Below are 17,288 nucleotides of genomic sequence, written 5' to 3'. Positions count from 1 at the left end.
CCGATGTCCGGACATCCCAGTAGCGTGGAATCCGTGACTCAGGATGCCGCGCAGCGAGCCGTCGTCGCCGCTGCTGCGGCGGCGTCCGGTGTGATCATCGGCGCCCCCGGCACGGGAAAGACCCGCACCCTCGTCGACCGCGTCGTGCACCTGCTCGACGTCGAGGGGATGCGGCCGGAGGAGGTGCTGGTCCTCACGCCGAGTCGTCAGGCGGCCACCGCGCTCCGCGACCGCATCGGGGTGCGCATCGGCCAGGCCACGCCGGGTCCTCTGGCCCGGTCGCTCGGATCCTTCGCGTTCCAGCTCGTTCGCGGGGCGATGGTCAGGGCGGGCGAGGAGCCCCCGGCGCTGCTCACGGGCGCCGACCAGGACCGGCTCATCGCCGAACTGCTCGCCGGAGACGAGGAGGACGGGCACATCTCGTGGCCCGACGCCCTCAGCCCGTCGGTGCGGGCGTCGAAGGGCTTCCGCTCCGAGCTGCGCGCGCTCATCGCGGAGTGCGTCGAGATGGGCGCGTCACCGGACGAGCTCAGAACGGCCGGAGATCCGACCTGGGCGGCCGTGGCGGACTTCCTCGTGGAGTACCGCACGGTGCTCGACGCCGCCAGGGCCGCCCACCGCGACGCCGCCGACCTCCTCGCGGAGGCGGGGGAGATCCTGCGGACCGCCGACGCGGTGACCCTCGGCCCCCTCGCATCGCTGCGAGCGGTGCTGATCGACGACGCGCAGGAGCTCACCCGCGGCGGGGTGGCCGTCGTCCAGGCGCTCCGAGGCAGGGACATCGCCGTGCTCGCGTTCGGCGATCCCGACATCTCCTCCGGCGCATTCCGGGGCGCCAGCCCCGAGCTCTTCGCTCGGCTCGCCGGCGCACTGGGCGACGTGCACGTGCTCGACGGTCCGCACCGGCAGGCGCCGGCGCTCACCGCGCTGACCCGCACGGTCACGCAGGCCATCGGCGCCTCCGGCCGGGTGGATCACCGCCGCGCGCCCGCTCCCGTCGGCGCGGACGAGACGACCGAGGCGGTGAGCACGTTCATCGCCCCGTCGCCCTACGAGGAGCTCGACAGGATCGCCGGGGTGATGCGCGACTGGCACCTCGCAGGCGGCATCCCCTGGGACAGGATGGCGGTCATCGCGCACGACACCCGTCAGGTGACGACCCTCGAGGGCGAGCTCGCCGCGCGTGAGATCCCGACCAGAGCGGCCGGCGTGCAGCGTCCGCTGGGCAGCGAGAGCATCGTGCGCGACATCGTCGAGGCGGTGCGGCTCGCCCTCACGCCCGTCGAGGCGCGCACTCCGCAGATGCTGGAGGAGGCGCTGCGCACGCCGTTCGGCGGGATGGACGCCATCGGCCTCCGTCGCCTGCGTGCGCGGCTGCGGCACATCGAACTCGAACAGGGCGGATCCACTCCGGCGCGCGAGCTCCTGCGCCAGGCGTTCGCCGCGCCCGCGCACTTCACCCTCATCGATGCGGCCGAGTCGCGCACCGCCTCGCGGTTCGCGGAGACGATCGCCGCGGTGTCGGCGGCGGCCGAGCGGGGCGAGACGATCCATGACCTGCTGTGGCGGATCTGGGACCAGGCACGCGCCGTCGACGGTCGGCGTCTGCAGGTCGCGTGGCGGGAGATGGCGCTGCAGGCGTCCGGGGCGGAGACGGCGCGGGCGCTCGACGCGCTGGTCTCGCTCTTCGATGCGGCCAAGAGGTTCGTCGAGCGCACGCCGAACGAGAAGCCCGACGTCTTCGTGCGCGACATCCTCGACAGCGAGGTGCCTGAGGACTCGCTGTCGAGCCCCGACCGTCCGGGTCGCGTCACGCTGCTGACTCCCGCGACGGCGCTGGGAACCGAGTTCGACGCCGTCGTCGTCGCCGGTGTGCAGGACGGCATCTGGCCCAACGTGCGGCTGCGCGGAGGGATGCTGCAGACCTGGCGGCTGGCCGATGCGCTCTCCGCGGTGCGCGACGGAGTGGTCGTCCCCGAGCCTGGCGTCCTCGATCGGCGGCGTGCGGCCCTGCACGACGAGCTGAGGCTGTTCGTGCGCGCGGTGTCGCGAGCGCGCACGCGGCTGCTGATCACCGCGGTCGACGACGACGACCTGACGCCGAGCCCTTTCTTCGGGTTCCTGCCGAAGCCCGATCCGCCGGAGCTGCACGCGTCGGCGGAGCATCCGCTCACCCTTCGCGGACTGGTCGCGCGTCATCGCCGGATCCTCACGACCTCGTCCTCTCCCGCTGCGAGAGCCGAGGCCGCTGCGCAGCTCGCCGTGCTGGCGCGTGAGGGCGTGCCCGGCGCAGACCCCTCCGACTGGTACGGGGTGACGCCGCCGACGACCGACGCGCCGCTGCGGGATCTCGCCGTCGACGGGGCGAAGGTGTCGCCGTCGAAGATGGAGTCGTTCGAGGAATGCGGCGTGAACTGGGTGGTCTCGGCGCTCGGCGGAGACACGGTGATGCCCCCCACGGCCGGAATCGGCACGATCGTGCACGAGGCGATGGAAAAGGTGCCGGACGGAGACCTCGAGCGGATGCGCGCGATCGTGGAGGAGCACTGGCCGGAGCTCGACTTCGAGACCGAGTGGATCGGACGCAAGGAGCGCAGACGCGCCGATCTTCTCGTGGATCGCCTGCACGCCTATCTCGGCGACGTGCGCGCCGACGGCGGTCGGGCGATCGCGAGCGAGGTGGAGTTCCGCTTCGCCGTCGACGTCGACGACGAGCACGCCGTGCACGAGGTTGGGGAGGACCGGAGCGGGCAGGCGATCATCCACGGCTTCATCGACAGGGTCGAGGCGTACCCCGTCGGCTCCGGAGACCACGGTCATGCCCGAGGGCGCGGTTCGGAGCCGATCACCGCGGCTGCGGAGAAGGAGAGGGTGGTCGTCGTCGACCTCAAGACCGGCAAGAACGACCCGGAGTCCGACTCCGGAGTGCTCGCCCACGCCCAGCTCGCGGCCTATCAGATCGCGGTGCAACAGGGCCTCATCGACGGGGCCGACCCCACGGCGCTCGCCGGAGCGCGACTCGTCATCGTGTCGAAGACGCTGGCCAAGAGCGACTACCGCATCGCGCATCAGCACACCCTCGACGACGAGGGACGAGAGGCGTTCCTCCTGCGGGTGTCCGAGGCCGCGCGTGGCATGTCCGCGTCGAGTTTCACGGCTCAGGTCGAAGCGCACTGCGCCGACACACAGGGCAACAGGGTCAAGCCCTGCCGCATCCACACCGTTCCGGCGGTGAGCGCATGACCCCGACCTGGCCCGGAACCCTCGGCCTCTCCGCCACCGACATCGCCGCGGCGCTCGGGCAGCCACCGCCCACCGCTGCGCAGCAGCGCGTGATCGAGGCGCCGCCCGCTCCCGCGCTCGTCGTCGCCGGCGCGGGCAGCGGCAAGACCGAGACCATGTCGGGGCGCGTCGTCTGGCTCGTCGCGAACGGTCACGTGCGCCGGGATGAGATCCTCGGGCTGACGTTCACGCGCAAGGCGGCAGGAGAGCTCGCCGAGCGGATCGGCGTCAGGCTCGCGGTGATCGACGAGTACGGTCGTCGGGGTCTCCTGCCCCATCTCCCCGAGATCGTCTCATCGGGCGCGCTCCGCCGCGTCGACGAGGCGGTCGCTGGTCGCCAGCGCGAGCTCGTGCGCCGGCACGTGCTCGACGAGCTCGCGGAGTCGTACGGCACGGGGTGGGACACCGCCGCCCCGCGCACGGCCGAGGAGCTGATGATCCGCCCTCGCGTGTCGACGTACAACGCCTTCGCCGACGGCATCGTGCGCGAGCACGCCGCGCGCATCGGTCGGGACTCCGACGTCGCGATGCTCAGCCAGGCGGCATCCTGGATGCTGGCGCGCGAGGTCGTGCTGCGCAGCGACCTGGCCGAGCTCGAGGAGATCGAGTTCGCCGTCGGCACCGTGATCGACGCCGTCCAGCGCCTCGCCGGCGACGTTCTCGATCATCGGGTCGATCTCGACGAGGCCGTGCGCATCGCGGTCGCACAGGCCCGTGCGTTCGAGCCCTACACGAGCAACGACGTCATCGGGAAGGCCACGGCCAATCTGCTCAGCCTGTCGACGCTCGCCAGTCTGGTGCGCGACTACATCGCCGAGAAGGAGCGCCGCGGCGTGCTGGACTTCGCCGATCAGGTCGGCGGCGCGTACGACATCGTCGAGTCGGCGCCCGACGTGCGAGAGGAGCTCCGCGAGCAGCACCGCGTCGTCCTGCTCGACGAGTATCAGGACACCTCGGTGATCCAGACCAGATTCCTCGCCGAGCTGTTCCGGGACTCCGCCGTCATGGCGGTGGGCGATCCGCACCAGTCGATCTACGGATGGCGCGGCGCCAGCGCCGACAACCTGTACGCGTTCTCCGGGGCCTTCTCCGGCGGTCACGGCGCGCAGACCTACAGTCTGATGACGAGCTGGCGCAACGACAGACGGATCCTCGACATCGCCAACGAGGTGCTGGTGCCGCTGCAGCGCCCGGGGCTCGACGTCCCGCCGCTCGACCCTCGGCCCGGCGCCGGAGACGGCAGGGCCGAGGTGCGCTTCGCGTTCACGGTCGACGGCGAGGCGGACGACGTCGCCGCGTGGTTCGCCGTCCGCCGGGCCGCGCACGATCAGGATGCCGCCGGACGTCCGCACACCGGGGCGATCCTGTTCCGCTCGAAGAAGCACATGCAGACCTTCGCCGCGGCTCTCGCGGCGCGCGGCATCCCGCATCGCATCCTCGGGCTCGGCGGTCTGCTCTCGACCCCCGAGGTCGTCGATGTCGTCTCGACCCTTCGCGTGGTGCACGACCCGACCGCGGGGTCGGCGCTGATCCGCCTGCTCACCGGGCCGCGGTTCGGCGTCGGCGTCGCCGACATGGCCGCCCTCTACGACCTCGGCCGCCGTCTCTCCGAGACCGACACCGCGATGGGGCCGCTCCCGGAGGAGGTCCGCATCCGTCTGCGCTCATCGCGCGGCGCCGACGAGGCGATCTCGATCATCGACGCGGTCGACGTCGTACGGGCCGTGCGTGACGACTACCGGATGCTGGACGGCATCAGCGCCGAGGGCCGCTCACGTATCCGGGCGGCGGGGGAGATGCTCGAGCGGCTGCGCCGGGCGTCATCGCAGCCGATCTCCGAGTTGATCAGACTCATCGAGCTCGAGCTGCGGCTCGACATCGAGCTCGCCGCGAACGAGACCAGAGGACCGGCTCGAGTCGCGGCGACGCAGCTGCGCGCCTTCGCCGACGAGGTGCGGGCGTTCCTCGCGGCCGACGAGCGGGGGACCATCGGGAGCCTGCTGGCCTGGCTGGACAAGGCCGAGAGCACGGACGAGCTGATGCCGCGGCCGGAGCCGCCGGAACCCGGTGTGGTGCAGCTGCTCACGATCCACGGCTCCAAGGGGCTGGAGTGGGATGCCGTCGCGGTCGTGCGGCTGGTCGCCGACGAGCTGCCCAGCCGGCCGACCGACACTTCGGGGTGGTTCGGCTTCGGGGTCGTTCCGTTCGCGCTGCGCGGCGACCGTGACGCACTGCCGCGCTTCACCTGGGATCCGGACGAGGCCGTCGCCGGCGAGGACGACCCGGCGAAGAGGCTCAAGGCGGGCGTCGCCTCGCTCACCAGCGCCAGCAAGAACGCCCCCGGAGCGCTCACGGTGTTCAAGGCGGCGTACCGCGACTACCAGCAGCAGGAGGAACGGCGTCTCGCCTACGTGGCGGTCACCCGCGCGCGCACCGATCTGCTGCTCAGTGGTGCGCACTGGGCGGGGCAGAAGAAGCCGCGTGATCCGAGCCCGTACCTGCTCGAGGCCATGCAGGTGCTCGGAACGGATCCGGTCGAGCCCGTCGACCCGGAGGACAACCCGTACGACGGTCCGGGCGCCACCCTCACGTGGCCGCTGGATCCTCTCGGGGCGAGGAGGCCGGTCGTCGAGGCCGCGTCGACCGCGGTGCACGCGGCCGCGGGGAGCGACCCGGAGCCGACGCCCGAACTGGCGCGGCTGCTCGCGGAGCGTGCCGCTCGACTGCGGGGAACGGATGCCGCGCCGCCGACGCGCGTGCCGGCGTCGAAGTTCAAGGACTACGTGACGGACTTCGGGGGTACGCTGTCGTCGATCGTCAGACCGATGCCCGAACGGCCGTACCGGCAGACGCGTCTCGGCACCCTGTTCCATGCGTGGGTCGAGCATCGGAGCGAGCTGGTCGGGATCGGCACGCGGGTCGACGAGGCGCTCTGGGAGCTGGATGAGGACGATGCCGCGGCGGGGCCCGGAGACGTGTCGTCAGCGGATGCCGCCGATCTGACGGCGTTGCAGGAGACCTTCGAACGCAGCGAGTGGGGTGCGCTGCAGCCCATCGCCGTCGAGATCGAGATCGACTTCACCCTGGGCTCGGGCGCCGGTTCGGGCTCGGCGCCCTCGACGGAACCACGTGGTGTGTCGGGTGTGCGGAGCAGTGAGCGCTCGGATGCCGGTTCGGGCTCGGCGCCCACGACAGAACCACGTGGTGTGTCGGGTGTGCGGAGCAGTGAGCGCTCGGATGCCGGTTCGGGCTCGGCGCCCACGACAGAACCACGAGGTGCGTCGGGTGTGCGGAGCAGTGAGCGCTCGGACGCCGGTTCGGGCTCGGCGCCCACGACGGAACCACGAGGTGTGTCGGGTGTGCGGAGCAGTGAGCGCTCGGACGCCGGTTCGGGCTCGGCGCCCACGACGGAACCACGACATATTGTCATCTGCAAGCTGGACGCGGTGTACCGGCGCGAGGATCGCGGAGGCCGCATCGAGATCGTCGACTGGAAGACGGGCAAGGCGCCGCGCACGGCGGAGGAGCGCGAGGAGCGGATGCTGCAGCTCGCCCTGTACCGGCTGGCCTACCATCGCCGATTCGGCGTGCCTCTGGAGGAGATCGACGTCGCGCTCTACTACGTGGCGGACGACCTGGTGATCAGGGGCGACCGCGTCTACTCGGAGTCGGAGCTCTTCCAGCGCTGGAGTGCGGCGCGCGCAGCACGCTGAGCCTCGTCCTCTGGCTCGGCCTCGGTCGCGGCGCGCTCACCCTGCACTTCGGTGTCGTGCGGGGCGGTGGAGGTTCGTCCTTCGTCCTCCGGCTGCGCCGAGACCGAACGCACGGCGGAGAGGTCCTCGGTCTCCAGGCTGCCGACCTCGGCACGGTGCGCGGCCTCCGATGTCTCGGAGTCGAGGTCCTCATCGCGCCAGAGCTCGTCGGGGTTGTAGGCATCGGTCTGCATCGAGGTGTCGACCGCGGCGACCGTGCTCTCGGGCACGCGGTCCAGCGCGTCCATGGCGGAGTCGACGCCCTCGTTGCGGGCCGTGATCACCGTGAGGTCATCGGCGTGCAGGCCGTCGGCCAGGGCCTCGAGAAGGGCGGCCGCGTCGTCGACGATGTCGGGGCGTCGCAGGGAGTCGCCGTGCACGAGCCAGCGGGCGAACTCCAGCTCTGCGAGCAGTCGCCCTCTGACCTCCAGTGCGGCATCCGGCGTCCGGTCGGCCGCGCGGGCGTAGGCGGCCTGCACATCGGCCGCGGCATCCGGCGCCGTCGAGAGCCATGCCAGGTCGACGGCGGGGTCTCCGACGGACAGGGCATGCCACCCCACGATGCCGGAGACCTCGGGTCCCCGTTCCGCATCGTCGTCGAAGAGGAAGGAGGTGGACTGCACGCCGCCGAGGGTCACGGTGGACTCGAAGCGCCAGAGATCGTCGTCGGCGACAGCCTCACGCCAGCGGACCGTCAGCCGCGCGGGTACACGGCCGGTCGCCGCCGCCGCATCGACGAGCCGCTCGATCTCGTCGCGGCTCTCCTGAGAGGTGCGGGTGAGGAGTCCAGCGCCGCGCACGACCGAGGTCGGCATGGCGTGCACAGCGGCGATCGCGGCGCCCATCGACTCCGCAGCGCCGCGCCCGGCGGGGACGTGCGCTGCTTCGATCTGGAAACCCGGGAGGAGTTCGGTCACCAGCGCCCTGGCATCGTCGAGACGGGTCTCGCCGATGTACTCGGGGGCGCGGAACGGCAGCATCGCGCGGGCGCCGGTGGTCAGCGCGCGCAGCGCGAGGGCTTCGGCGGCCAGCTCCGTCGCGGCCTCGTCGTCGTCGGCGACTCGGATCGCGAGCTCGCGTCCGTCGCGCAGCGAGGCGACCGCGGAGTCGAACCGTCCGTCGCCATCGGCGGTCAGAGCGCGTGCGCCCGTCACCTCCGCTCCGGGCAGTGCGGCCGTCACTGCCGCGGCTAGAGTGAAAGGAGAGCGTCCCATACCCCCAGGGTAGGTCGGCTCAGGGGCTGTTCCGCCCCCGCCACGCCCGTGAGAGAGGGAGTCGATGACCATTCCGCACACGCCCATCGACCGCGCAGCCGATCTCCGCGCGGAGCCGGACGTCATCGAGAGACTGCGTGCGGACGAGACGAACCGGGTGGTCGCCGTGCGTGAGGGGCGGGTGCGCGTCGAGCGCGACGGTCTGCTCCTCGTCGCGCCGTCGGCGATCGCGGATGCGACCTGGGCTCTCCTGGGGCGCAGCTCTGAGGGCGCCGCCATCCTGCTCGCGGCTCTCGGGCCTGAGGCCGACACGATCGACGCGGCGCCGGACGAGACCTGGCTGGGACTCCGCGATCTCGGTGCGAGACTCGGCGCCGACGACACCGAACTCCTCATCGAGGCGCTCGCCCTCGGCGGATGGCTGCGCGACGCGCCCTTCTGCCCCGCGTGCGGTGGAGGCACCGAGCTGCGTCAGGCTGGCTGGTCCCGCCGGTGCCTGCAGTGCGGACGCGAGCACTTCCCGCGCACCGATCCGGCCGTGATCGTCGCCGTCGAGAGCGCTGACGGCGAGCGGCTGCTGCTGGGCGCCAACGCCAACTGGGCCGGACGCATGTACTCCTGCTTCGCGGGGTTCACCGAGGCGGGGGAGTCGCTGGAGTCCACCGTTCATCGGGAGATCGAGGAGGAGTCCGGCGTGCGGCTGTCGTCGCTGCGCTACGTCTCCTCGCAGCCGTGGCCGTTCCCTCGTTCTCTCATGCTGGGCTTCCGCGCCGTCGTGGTGGACGAGAGCGCGGCACGTCCAGACGGCGAGGAGATCATCGACGTGCGCTGGTTCTCCCGCGCAGAGATCGGCTCCGCGCTCGCCGGAGAGGGGCCGGTCGGCCTGCCGGGGCCGGCCTCCATCGCCCGCGCGCTGATCATCGCCTGGTACGAGGAGCGCGCGTGAGCGCGCTGGAGGCACTCGACGAACGGCAGAGGCAGGCGGCATCCGTCCTGCGGGGCCCTGTCGCGGTGCTCGCCGGGGCCGGCACGGGAAAGACCCGCGTGATCACGCACCGCATCGCGCACGGCGTCGACACCGGGGCCTACTCGCCCTCGCGGGTGATGGCCGTGACCTTCACCGCGAAGGCCGCCGGCGAGCTGCGAGGCCGACTGCGGGCCCTCGGCGTCGAGGGCGTCGCGGCGCGCACCTTCCACGCCGCCGCGCTCGCGCAGCTCAACTTCTTCTGGCCCACGCTCGCCGGAGCGCCCGCGCCGGGCATCATCGACAACAAGGTCCGGATGCTCGGACAGGCGGCCGACGCCATGCGGCTGCGCCCCAGCACGGCGACGCTCAGGGACATCGCGTCGGAGATCGAGTGGCGCAAGGTCTCGATGCTCTCGATCGACCAGCATGCCGCGCTCGGCCGCACGGTGAGCGGCGTCGACGCCACGCAGCTGGTCGAGCTGCAACGGGCCTACGAGACGCTGAAGGACGAACGTCACCAGCTCGACTTCGAGGACGTGCTCCTCGCCTGTGCGGGGATGCTCGAGGCCGAGCCGCGGGTCGCAGCGTCCGTGCACGAGCAGTACCGGCACTTCACCGTCGACGAGTACCAGGACGTGTCGCCCTTGCAGAACCGGCTGCTGGAGCTGTGGCTCGGAGACCGGCGCGACATCTGCGTCGTCGGCGACGCGAGCCAGACGATCTACTCGTTCGCTGGCGCCGAGCAGCGGTTCCTCCTGGAGTTCGAGCGCCGTCATCCCGATGCCACCGTCGTGCGCCTGGAGACGAACTACCGATCGCAGGCGCCCATCCTCGAAGCCGCCAACGCCCTCATGCACGGGCGTCCTGGCGCACTCGAGCTGGTCCCCGCGCGCGATTCTTTCAGCGCGGATCCGCCGACGGTCACGGCCTTCGACACGGAGGGGGAGGAGGCGGCAGGCATCGCCGCGGCGATCTCCGCGCGGATCGAGGCGGGGGCTTCCCCTGCCGACATCGCTGTGCTCTACCGCGCACACGCGCAGTCCGCCGTGCTCCAGCAGGCGCTCGCCGCGGAGGGCATCGCGACGAGCGTGCTCGGCGGCACCCGCTTCTTCAACATGCCCGAGGTGCGTCAGGCGATCCTCGCCCTCCGTGCTGCCGCTGTGGCCCCGACCGAGCACTCCTTCCTCGCCGGGGTGCAGCGGGTGCTGCGCGAGCTCGGCCTCACGGAGGAGCCGCCCGCAGCGGGCGGTGCGCAGCGCGACGGCTGGGAGGCCAGGCGTGCGATCCTCCGTCTTGCGGAAGAGGCGGGCCCCGACGCGACGCTGCGCGGGTTCAGCGACGCGCTGATGGCCAGGGCCAAGGATCAGCACGAGCCGACCATGCGCACGGTGACGCTGTCGACCCTGCACGCCGCGAAGGGCCTCGAATGGCCCCACGTGCACCTCGCGGGCTGGGCCGAGGGATCGCTGCCGATCTCGTATGCGACGGGCTTCGAGGCGATCGACGAGGAGCGCCGACTCGCGTACGTCGGCGTCACGCGGGCCGCGCGAACGCTCTCGCTGTCCTGGTCTCGCTCGGCCGGCCGAGGTGAACGGGCTCCCTCGAGGTTCCTCGCGGAGATCGGGACGACGGCACGCGGCACCGGCAATCTTCGTGAAACGACACCGAGCGCCACGACCGGCCGCGCGTCGCGCTGACCTCCGCGTACGTCCCCACCTCCGCCGCGTCGGAGAGCAGGCGGGCGGCCAGCGTCGCGGCCTCCGCGACACGTGCGGCGGAGATCGGGCCGGCGCCGCGACCGATCAGCTGGGTGTGCAGCCGCGGCCACGCGGGGTCGCGATCGCGCTCGTGGCCGTCTCGGCAGGCCAAGCAGGCCGACCGTCCAGGGATCACGAGGGGCCCCACCGTCGTCCTGCCGCGCTCGAACGCGACCGGCAGGTGCGTCGTGTCCTCGCGCAGGTAGCGGGCGAACTGGAGCGCAGCGGCGGCACCCTGCACGAGGATCACGCCGACATCCTCACGGCTCTCGCGGCGCCCCAGGGAGATGCCCTCGTCGGCGAGAGCCTCCCTCATCCGGTACTCGGAGCGTCCGTCGACGTGATCGATGCTCTCGACCCAGGCCGCTCGGTACGAGACCTCCTCGTCGACGAGCAGCGGTTCCACCCGCGCCAGCAGTGCTCTGGCCTGCCGGTGGGGAGCACCGGCACCGTGGGCGATGACGTCGAACGACACGCGCCGGAAGCCGTTCGCCATACGCGCGAGAAGCAGCTCGACCCAGGGTGCGTCGACCCGCACCCTGATTTCCCCGTCGACGCCGAACTGCAGGGTCTCCCCGTCGCGCCACAGCAGCGGCAGCGCGGGGTCGAGGCGGGTGATCGTCTTCGAGGTCAGCGGAGGCATGCCCCGATTCTGAAGAGTCCGGCGCCGCCGTGGGGCGGGCCGGACTCATCGGTGGACAACTCGTCCGTGGAGGGTGGCGGAGGCATCCGCCGGCGGTCAGACGGGTCGTTCGTCCCCGGGGCCGGGCTCGTCGTCTTCCGCACCGGCATCCGGATCGCTGCCGGAGAAGTCATCGCCGTCGAGGAGGCGTGCGAGCGCCTCGTCGAACTCGTCGGCCTCTGGCTGCTCGCCGCGGGCGAGCGCCTGCAGTCGTGACACGAGGGCGCTCGGGTCGTCGATGTCCTCGGCGGTGGGCATGAGATCCGGGTAGTCCCACAGCGCATCGCGGGCGGCCGTTCCGACGGCATCCGTCACCGCCTGCCACATGGCGGAGGCCTCGCGAAGGCGGCGCGGACGGAGCTTGAGTCCGACCAGGGCGCCGAGAGCGTCCTCGGCGGGACCGCCCACCGCGCGACGACGCCGCGCCGCCTCGGCGATGCGCGCACCGTCGGGCAGCCGTGAGGTCGCCTGCGCCGTGACGACGTCGACCCATCCGTCGATCGTCGCCACGAGGTTCTCCAGGCGGGCCAGAGCCTCGCGCTGCGCCTCCGTCTGCGCGGGCAGCAGTGCGCCGCCCTCGATGGCGGCCCGCAGCTCCTCGGGGTTGGACGGGTCCAGGCGGCTGGCGACGTCTTCGAGGGCGTCCATGTCGACGGACACTCCGCGGGCGAAATCGGTGATCTGCGCCATGACGTGCAGGTGCAGCCACTTCGCGTGCCGGTACAGGCGGGCGTAGGCGAGCTCGCGCGTGGCGAGGTACAGGGCGATCTGATCCTCGGGGATCTCCAGGCCCTCGCCGAAGGCGGTGAGGTTCTGCGGGATGACCGCCGCCGTCCCCGCAGGGAGCACGGGGATGCCGACGTCCCCTCCGGAGACGACCTCGAGCGACAGGTTGCCCAGCACCTGACCGAACTGCGCGGCGAACACCGAGCCGCCGAGACCCCGCATGAGCTTTCCCGCGCCCTGCACGATGCCGCGCATCTCCTCGGGGACCTGGGTGTCGAGGGCGCCGGTCAGCGCATCGGCGATGCTCGTCGACACGGGGTCGGCGATCTCCTTCCACACGGGCAGGGTCGCCTCGACCCACTCGCCGCGGGTCATGGCCCTGGGGGCCTCCGACAGCTCGGAGATCGTCGTGACCTCGCCGAGCCACAGGTTCGCCAGGGCGAACGAGTCGACGAGAGACGTGCGGGAGCCGTCGGTGATGCCGAGGCCGTCGCGGTTCGCGATGTGCAGGGCCTGACGCAGCGCGTTCTCCCAGGGGTCGCCGTTGAAGGCGCCCTGCAGCTGGGACATGATCGTCTGCATCATCGCCGGGTCGAGCTGAAGACCCTCCATGCCGCCGAGGGCGTTGCGCAGTTCCTCAGGGTCGATGTCTCCACCGCCCTGGCCGGACATCATTCTTCGGAGGAACTCCTGGAAGTCCTCGGGGGTCGGATCGTTGTCTGACATCTCGCTCGCCCTCTCAGCACGCCTATAGCCGTGGGATCTACGCTAGTCACCGAGACAGGTGCACGGTCCCGTTCGCTGTACGCCGCTCGCGAACGACGGAGGATTGCTGTGGATCGAACCCGGTCTGTGAAGCTCGGACTGGGCGTATGGGCGCTGATCGTCGCACTGCTCTCCCTCGCCGTGCTCACGTTCCTGCCCTCGCCGTACGTGATCCAGCGACCCGGCCCGGTGTACAACACGCTGGGGACCGCCGCAGGAGCCGACGGCGAGAAGGTGCCGCTCATCAGCGTCAAGGGCGCGGAGACCTTCGAGACCGCCGGCAGCCTCGACCTCACGACCGTCCAGGTCGTCGGCAACCGTGAGCGCACGCCCAGCTGGTTCGAGCTCGCACTCGCCTGGTCGGACTCCTCGCGCGCGGTCGTGCCCCTCGACTCCGTCTTCCCCGAGGGCGTCACGACCGAGCAGCGCGATGAGCGCAACTCCGCGATGATGGTCGATTCGCAGCACGAGGCGACGGCAGCGGCTCTCGGCGAGCTGGGCTACGACACGGGCGCGCAGGTGACCGTGGTCGAGCCCGCGGCGGACTCGCCCGCCGACGGAGTGCTCGAGGCCGACGACGTGATCAGCGCCATCGGCGGCGTCGAGGTGACCTCGATCACGCAGCTGCGCAAGGCCGTGCAGGACGCCGCCGGTGCCCCCGTCTCCTTGACCGTGCTCAGAGGCGGCGAGGAGAAGCAGGTGGAGGTCACTCCGCAGAAGCACACCGAGGGCGACGTCACGACCTGGCTGATCGGCGTCTCGCTGCGCACCGAGTACCACTTCCCGATCGACGTGACGATCCAGCTCGACAACGTCGGAGGGCCGAGCGCCGGAATGATGTTCGCGCTCGGGATCATCGACACGCTCACCCCCGGCGAACTCAACGGCGGCAAGGACGTCGCCGGCACGGGCACGATCGACGCCGCCGGCACGGTCGGTCCGATCGGCGGCATCCGTCAGAAGCTCTACGGAGCGCGGGATGCCGGCGCCGACTACTTCCTGGCCCCCGAGTCGAACTGCGCCGACGTGGTGGGCCACGTGCCGTCGGGGCTGACCGTGATCAGCACCTCGACGCTGGAGGAATCGCTGAGCGCTCTCGAGGTCATCGCCGACGGGGGAGACGTCGACTCCCTGCCCACCTGCACGAAGTGATCGCGCAGTGCTCGTGACCTCTCCGTGATCGGACAGAGAGCCGCCGCATAGTAAGGCATGCCTAGGATGGGACGGTGACCTCGACCTCTTCTCCGAATCCGGCCACGCCTCGAACCTCACGACGAATCGTCGGGATCTCGCTGGTGATCATCGCCGCGCTGATCGCGGGCTTCTTCGTCTTCGCGTCGCTGTACACCGAGTTCCTCTGGTTCGACCAGCTGGGATTCACGACCGTGCTGACGACGCAGTGGTTCGCTACCGTGCTCATGTTCGTCATCGGCTTCCTGGGCATGGCGGCGCCCCTGTTCGTCGCGATCCAGCTCGCCTACCGGCTGCGACCGGTCTACGTGCGGCTGAGCTCTCAGCTCGACCGCTACCAGGAGGTCATCGAACCGCTCCGCCGCCTCGCGATGTGGGGCATGCCGATCTTCTTCGGCCTGTTCGCCGGCTTCTCCGCCGCCAGCCAGTGGAAGACCGTGTGGCTGTGGGCGAACGGCGTGGCGACCGACGCGGTCGACCCGCAGTTCGGCCTCGACACCGGCTTCTACATGTTCGCGATGCCGTTCTACACGATCCTCCTCGCGTTCGTCTCGGCTGTCCTCCTGCTCTGCCTCCTGGTCACCGCGCTGGTGTCGTACCTCTACGGCTCCGTGCGCATCGGCCAGGGCGAGCTGCGCATCTCCAAGCCCGCGCGCATCCAGCTCGCCGTCATCGCGGGCCTCTACCTGCTCGTGCAGGCGGCGAGCCTCTGGCTCGACCGGTACAAGACCCTCGTCGCTCCTGACGACCGCATCACCGGAGCGGCCTATACGGGCGTCAACGCGACGATCCCCGGACTCGCCATCCTCGCGGTGGTCGCGGCCGTGGTGTCCGTGCTGTTCTTCGTCACCGCCATCATCGGACGCTGGCGCTTCCCGCTCGCCGGCACCGCGCTGCTGCTCGTCGCGTCTCTCGTCGTGGGCGTCGGATACCCGTGGATCGTCACGACCTTCCAGGTCAAGCCGAACCAGAACGCGTACCAGTCGCAGTTCTACCAGCGCAACATCGACGGCACGAAGGAGGCCTACGGCGTCGCGGACGTCGAGGTGACCCCCTTCACCGCGAAGACGGATGCCGAGGCCGGCCAGCTCCGCGAGGACGCCGACACCACCGCCTCCATCCGCATCATCGACCCGAAGATCGTCAACGACGTCATCCGCCAGCAGGACCAGGCGCGCGACTACTACCAGTTCCCGCAGACGCTCGACGTCGACCGGTACCAGGTCAACGGCGTCGCCCAGGACACGGTGGTCGCCGTCCGCGATCTCGACATGGCGAACCTCGGCGACAGCGACACCTGGAACAACCGCGTCGCGGTGTACACCCACGGCTACGGGCTGCTCGCGATGGCGGGAAACCAGCGCACCGCATCGGGGGAGCCGGTGTTCATCGAGCGCGGCATGCCCACCTCGGGAGACCTCACCGACTCGGAGAAGTACGAGCCGCGGATCTACTTCGGCGAGAACTCGCCGGAGTACTCGATCGTCGGCGCGCCCAAGGGCACCGACCCGGTCGAGATCGACTACCCGCGCGGCGCAGAGGGCGATGCCAACACGACGACGACCTTCGACGGCAACGGGGGGCCGGCGATCGGCTCCACGTTCACGAAGCTGCTGTACGCGCTGAAGTTCCAGTCCGAGCAGATCCTGTTCTCGAACCTCGTCAACGACAAGTCGCAGATCCTCTACGACCGCGACCCGAAGACCCGCGTGCAGAAGGTCGCCCCCTACCTCGAGCTCGACAGCGACCCGTACCCGAGCGTCGTGGACGGTCGCGTGGTGTGGATCGTCGACGGCTACACGACCAGCGCGTCGTACCCGTACTCGACCAGCGTGAGCCTCTCCAAGGCGATCGCGGACTCGAGCACGCCGACGCCGTCGCTGGCGATCGACGAGATCAACTACATCCGCAACTCGGTCAAGGCCACGGTCGACGCGTACGACGGTCACGTGACTCTCTACGCGTGGGACAAGAGCGATCCGGTGCTGCAGACCTGGCAGAAGGTCTACCCGTCCACGCTGAAGCCGATCAGCGAGATGTCCGGCGACCTGATGAGCCACGTGCGCTACCCGACCGATCTGTTCAAGGTGCAGCGCGACATCCTCGGGATCTACCACATCGACGATGCAGGCTCCTTCGCGCAGCTCGACAACCGCTGGCAGACTCCGAAGGACCCGCGGAGCAAGGAGATGCTCCAGCCGCCGTACTACCTGAGCATGAAGATGCCGGGGCAGGATTCGCCGCGGTTCTCGATGTTCTCCACGTTCATCCCCGCCTCCTCGGGGTCGAGCAGCTCGCGAGACGTGCTGATGGGCTATCTGGCGGTCGACTCGGATGCCGGCGGCGACAAGGGCAAGAGGGCGGACGGCTACGGCACTCTGCGATTGCTCGAGATCACCGACGACACCACCGTGCCCGGTCCTGGCCAGGTGCAGAACACCTTCGACTCCGACCCGGTCGTCGCCGAGAAGCTGAACGTCCTGACGATCGGAAAGTCGGAGGTCGCGTACGGCAACCTGCTGACGCTGCCGGTCGGAGGCGGCCTGCTGTACGTGCAGCCGGTCTACGTGCAGTCTGCCGACAACACCCAGGTTCCGAAGCTCCGGAAGGTGCTGGTCGCCTTCGGCGGCAACGTCGCCTTCGAGGACACGCTGACAGCGGCGCTGGATGCCCTGTTCGGCGGCGAGGCCGGGGCGGCGGGTGGTGACGGGCAGGTCACGCCGACCACTCCGGAGGAAGGGGGTACGACTCCTCCCGCCGAGGGCGGAACGACGCCTCCTCCGTCGGACGCGGAGGCCGAGGCTCTCTCGGCAGCGGCTCAGGCCCTCGCCGACCGTGAGGCCGCGCTGAAGGCCGGCGACCTCACCGCGTTCGCCGAGGCCGACAAGAGGCTGACGGATGCCGTCAACACCCTGCTCGCCCTGGATGGCGACACGGGCAAGTGACACCGAT

8 protein-coding genes are annotated in these 17,288 nt (G+C 70.8%); 6 read left to right on the top strand and 2 right to left on the bottom strand.

What is annotated here, in order from left to right; genetic code table 11:
* Window positions 1–33 precede the first annotated feature (33 nt).
* Window positions 34–3,243 (top strand): ATP-dependent helicase, encoded by a 3,210-nt coding sequence (locus ACFVRO_RS14510; protein WP_386953491.1) that lies wholly within the window; start codon window positions 34–36, stop codon window positions 3,241–3,243.
* Entirely contained in the window at window positions 3,240–6,995 is a 3,756-nt protein-coding gene (locus ACFVRO_RS14505; protein WP_386953488.1) for a UvrD-helicase domain-containing protein, read from the top strand. Before ACFVRO_RS14510 ends, ACFVRO_RS14505 begins: the two co-directional genes overlap by 4 nt.
* Here ACFVRO_RS14505 and ACFVRO_RS14500 read toward each other — a convergent pair.
* Window positions 6,941–8,215 carry a phosphotransferase gene (locus ACFVRO_RS14500; protein WP_386953485.1) on the bottom strand — a complete coding sequence of 425 codons (1,275 nt, stop codon included), beginning with the start codon at window positions 8,213–8,215 and terminating at the stop codon, window positions 6,941–6,943. The two genes, ACFVRO_RS14505 and ACFVRO_RS14500, sit on opposite strands and share 55 nt — an antisense overlap.
* 97 nt (window positions 8,216–8,312) lie before the next feature.
* Between ACFVRO_RS14500 and nudC the strand changes: the two genes are divergently transcribed.
* Both nudC and ACFVRO_RS14490 read left to right on the top strand, forming a co-directional pair.
* Window positions 8,313–9,194, top strand: a complete 882-nt coding sequence (gene nudC, locus ACFVRO_RS14495) for an NAD(+) diphosphatase (protein ID WP_386953482.1) — start codon at window positions 8,313–8,315, stop codon at window positions 9,192–9,194.
* Window positions 9,191–10,912 carry an ATP-dependent helicase gene (locus tag ACFVRO_RS14490; protein ID WP_386953479.1) on the top strand — a complete coding sequence of 574 codons (1,722 nt, stop codon included), beginning with the start codon at window positions 9,191–9,193 and terminating at the stop codon, window positions 10,910–10,912. The genes nudC and ACFVRO_RS14490 overlap by 4 nt, the downstream gene beginning before the upstream one ends.
* Window positions 10,913–11,711: 799 nt before the next feature.
* Here the strand turns inward: ACFVRO_RS14490 and ACFVRO_RS14485 are convergent.
* Window positions 11,712–13,106, bottom strand: coding sequence for a zinc-dependent metalloprotease (locus tag ACFVRO_RS14485; protein WP_386953476.1), 1,395 nt, complete (start codon window positions 13,104–13,106; stop codon window positions 11,712–11,714).
* Window positions 13,107–13,214: 108 nt separating this feature from the next.
* Between ACFVRO_RS14485 and ACFVRO_RS14480 the strand changes: the two genes are divergently transcribed.
* Window positions 13,215–14,297: a PDZ domain-containing protein gene (locus ACFVRO_RS14480; RefSeq protein ID WP_386953473.1), complete on the top strand. Its 1,083-nt coding sequence runs from the start codon at window positions 13,215–13,217 to the stop codon at window positions 14,295–14,297.
* 74 nt (window positions 14,298–14,371) lie between these two features.
* Window positions 14,372–17,281: a UPF0182 family protein gene (locus ACFVRO_RS14475; RefSeq protein WP_386953470.1), complete on the top strand. Its 2,910-nt coding sequence runs from the start codon at window positions 14,372–14,374 to the stop codon at window positions 17,279–17,281.
* Window positions 17,282–17,288 lie beyond the last annotated feature (7 nt).

It is taken from the genome of Microbacterium sp. NPDC057944, from assembly GCF_042887445.1.
Classification (GTDB): Bacteria; Actinomycetota; Actinomycetes; order Actinomycetales; family Microbacteriaceae; genus Microbacterium; species Microbacterium natoriense.
This window is presented reverse-complemented; position numbering and strand designations above follow the sequence as displayed.

Bases quoted from the DNA above. Each gene is read 5' to 3' on its own strand.
- ACFVRO_RS14485 (WP_386953476.1), bottom strand. From the start codon at position 13,106: ATGTCAGACAACGATCCGACCCCCGAGGACTTCCAGGAGTTCCTCCGA.
- ACFVRO_RS14505 (WP_386953488.1), top strand. From the start codon at position 3,240: ATGACCCCGACCTGGCCCGGAACCCTCGGCCTCTCCGCCACCGACATC.
- nudC (WP_386953482.1), top strand. From the start codon at position 8,313: ATGACCATTCCGCACACGCCCATCGACCGCGCAGCCGATCTCCGCGCG.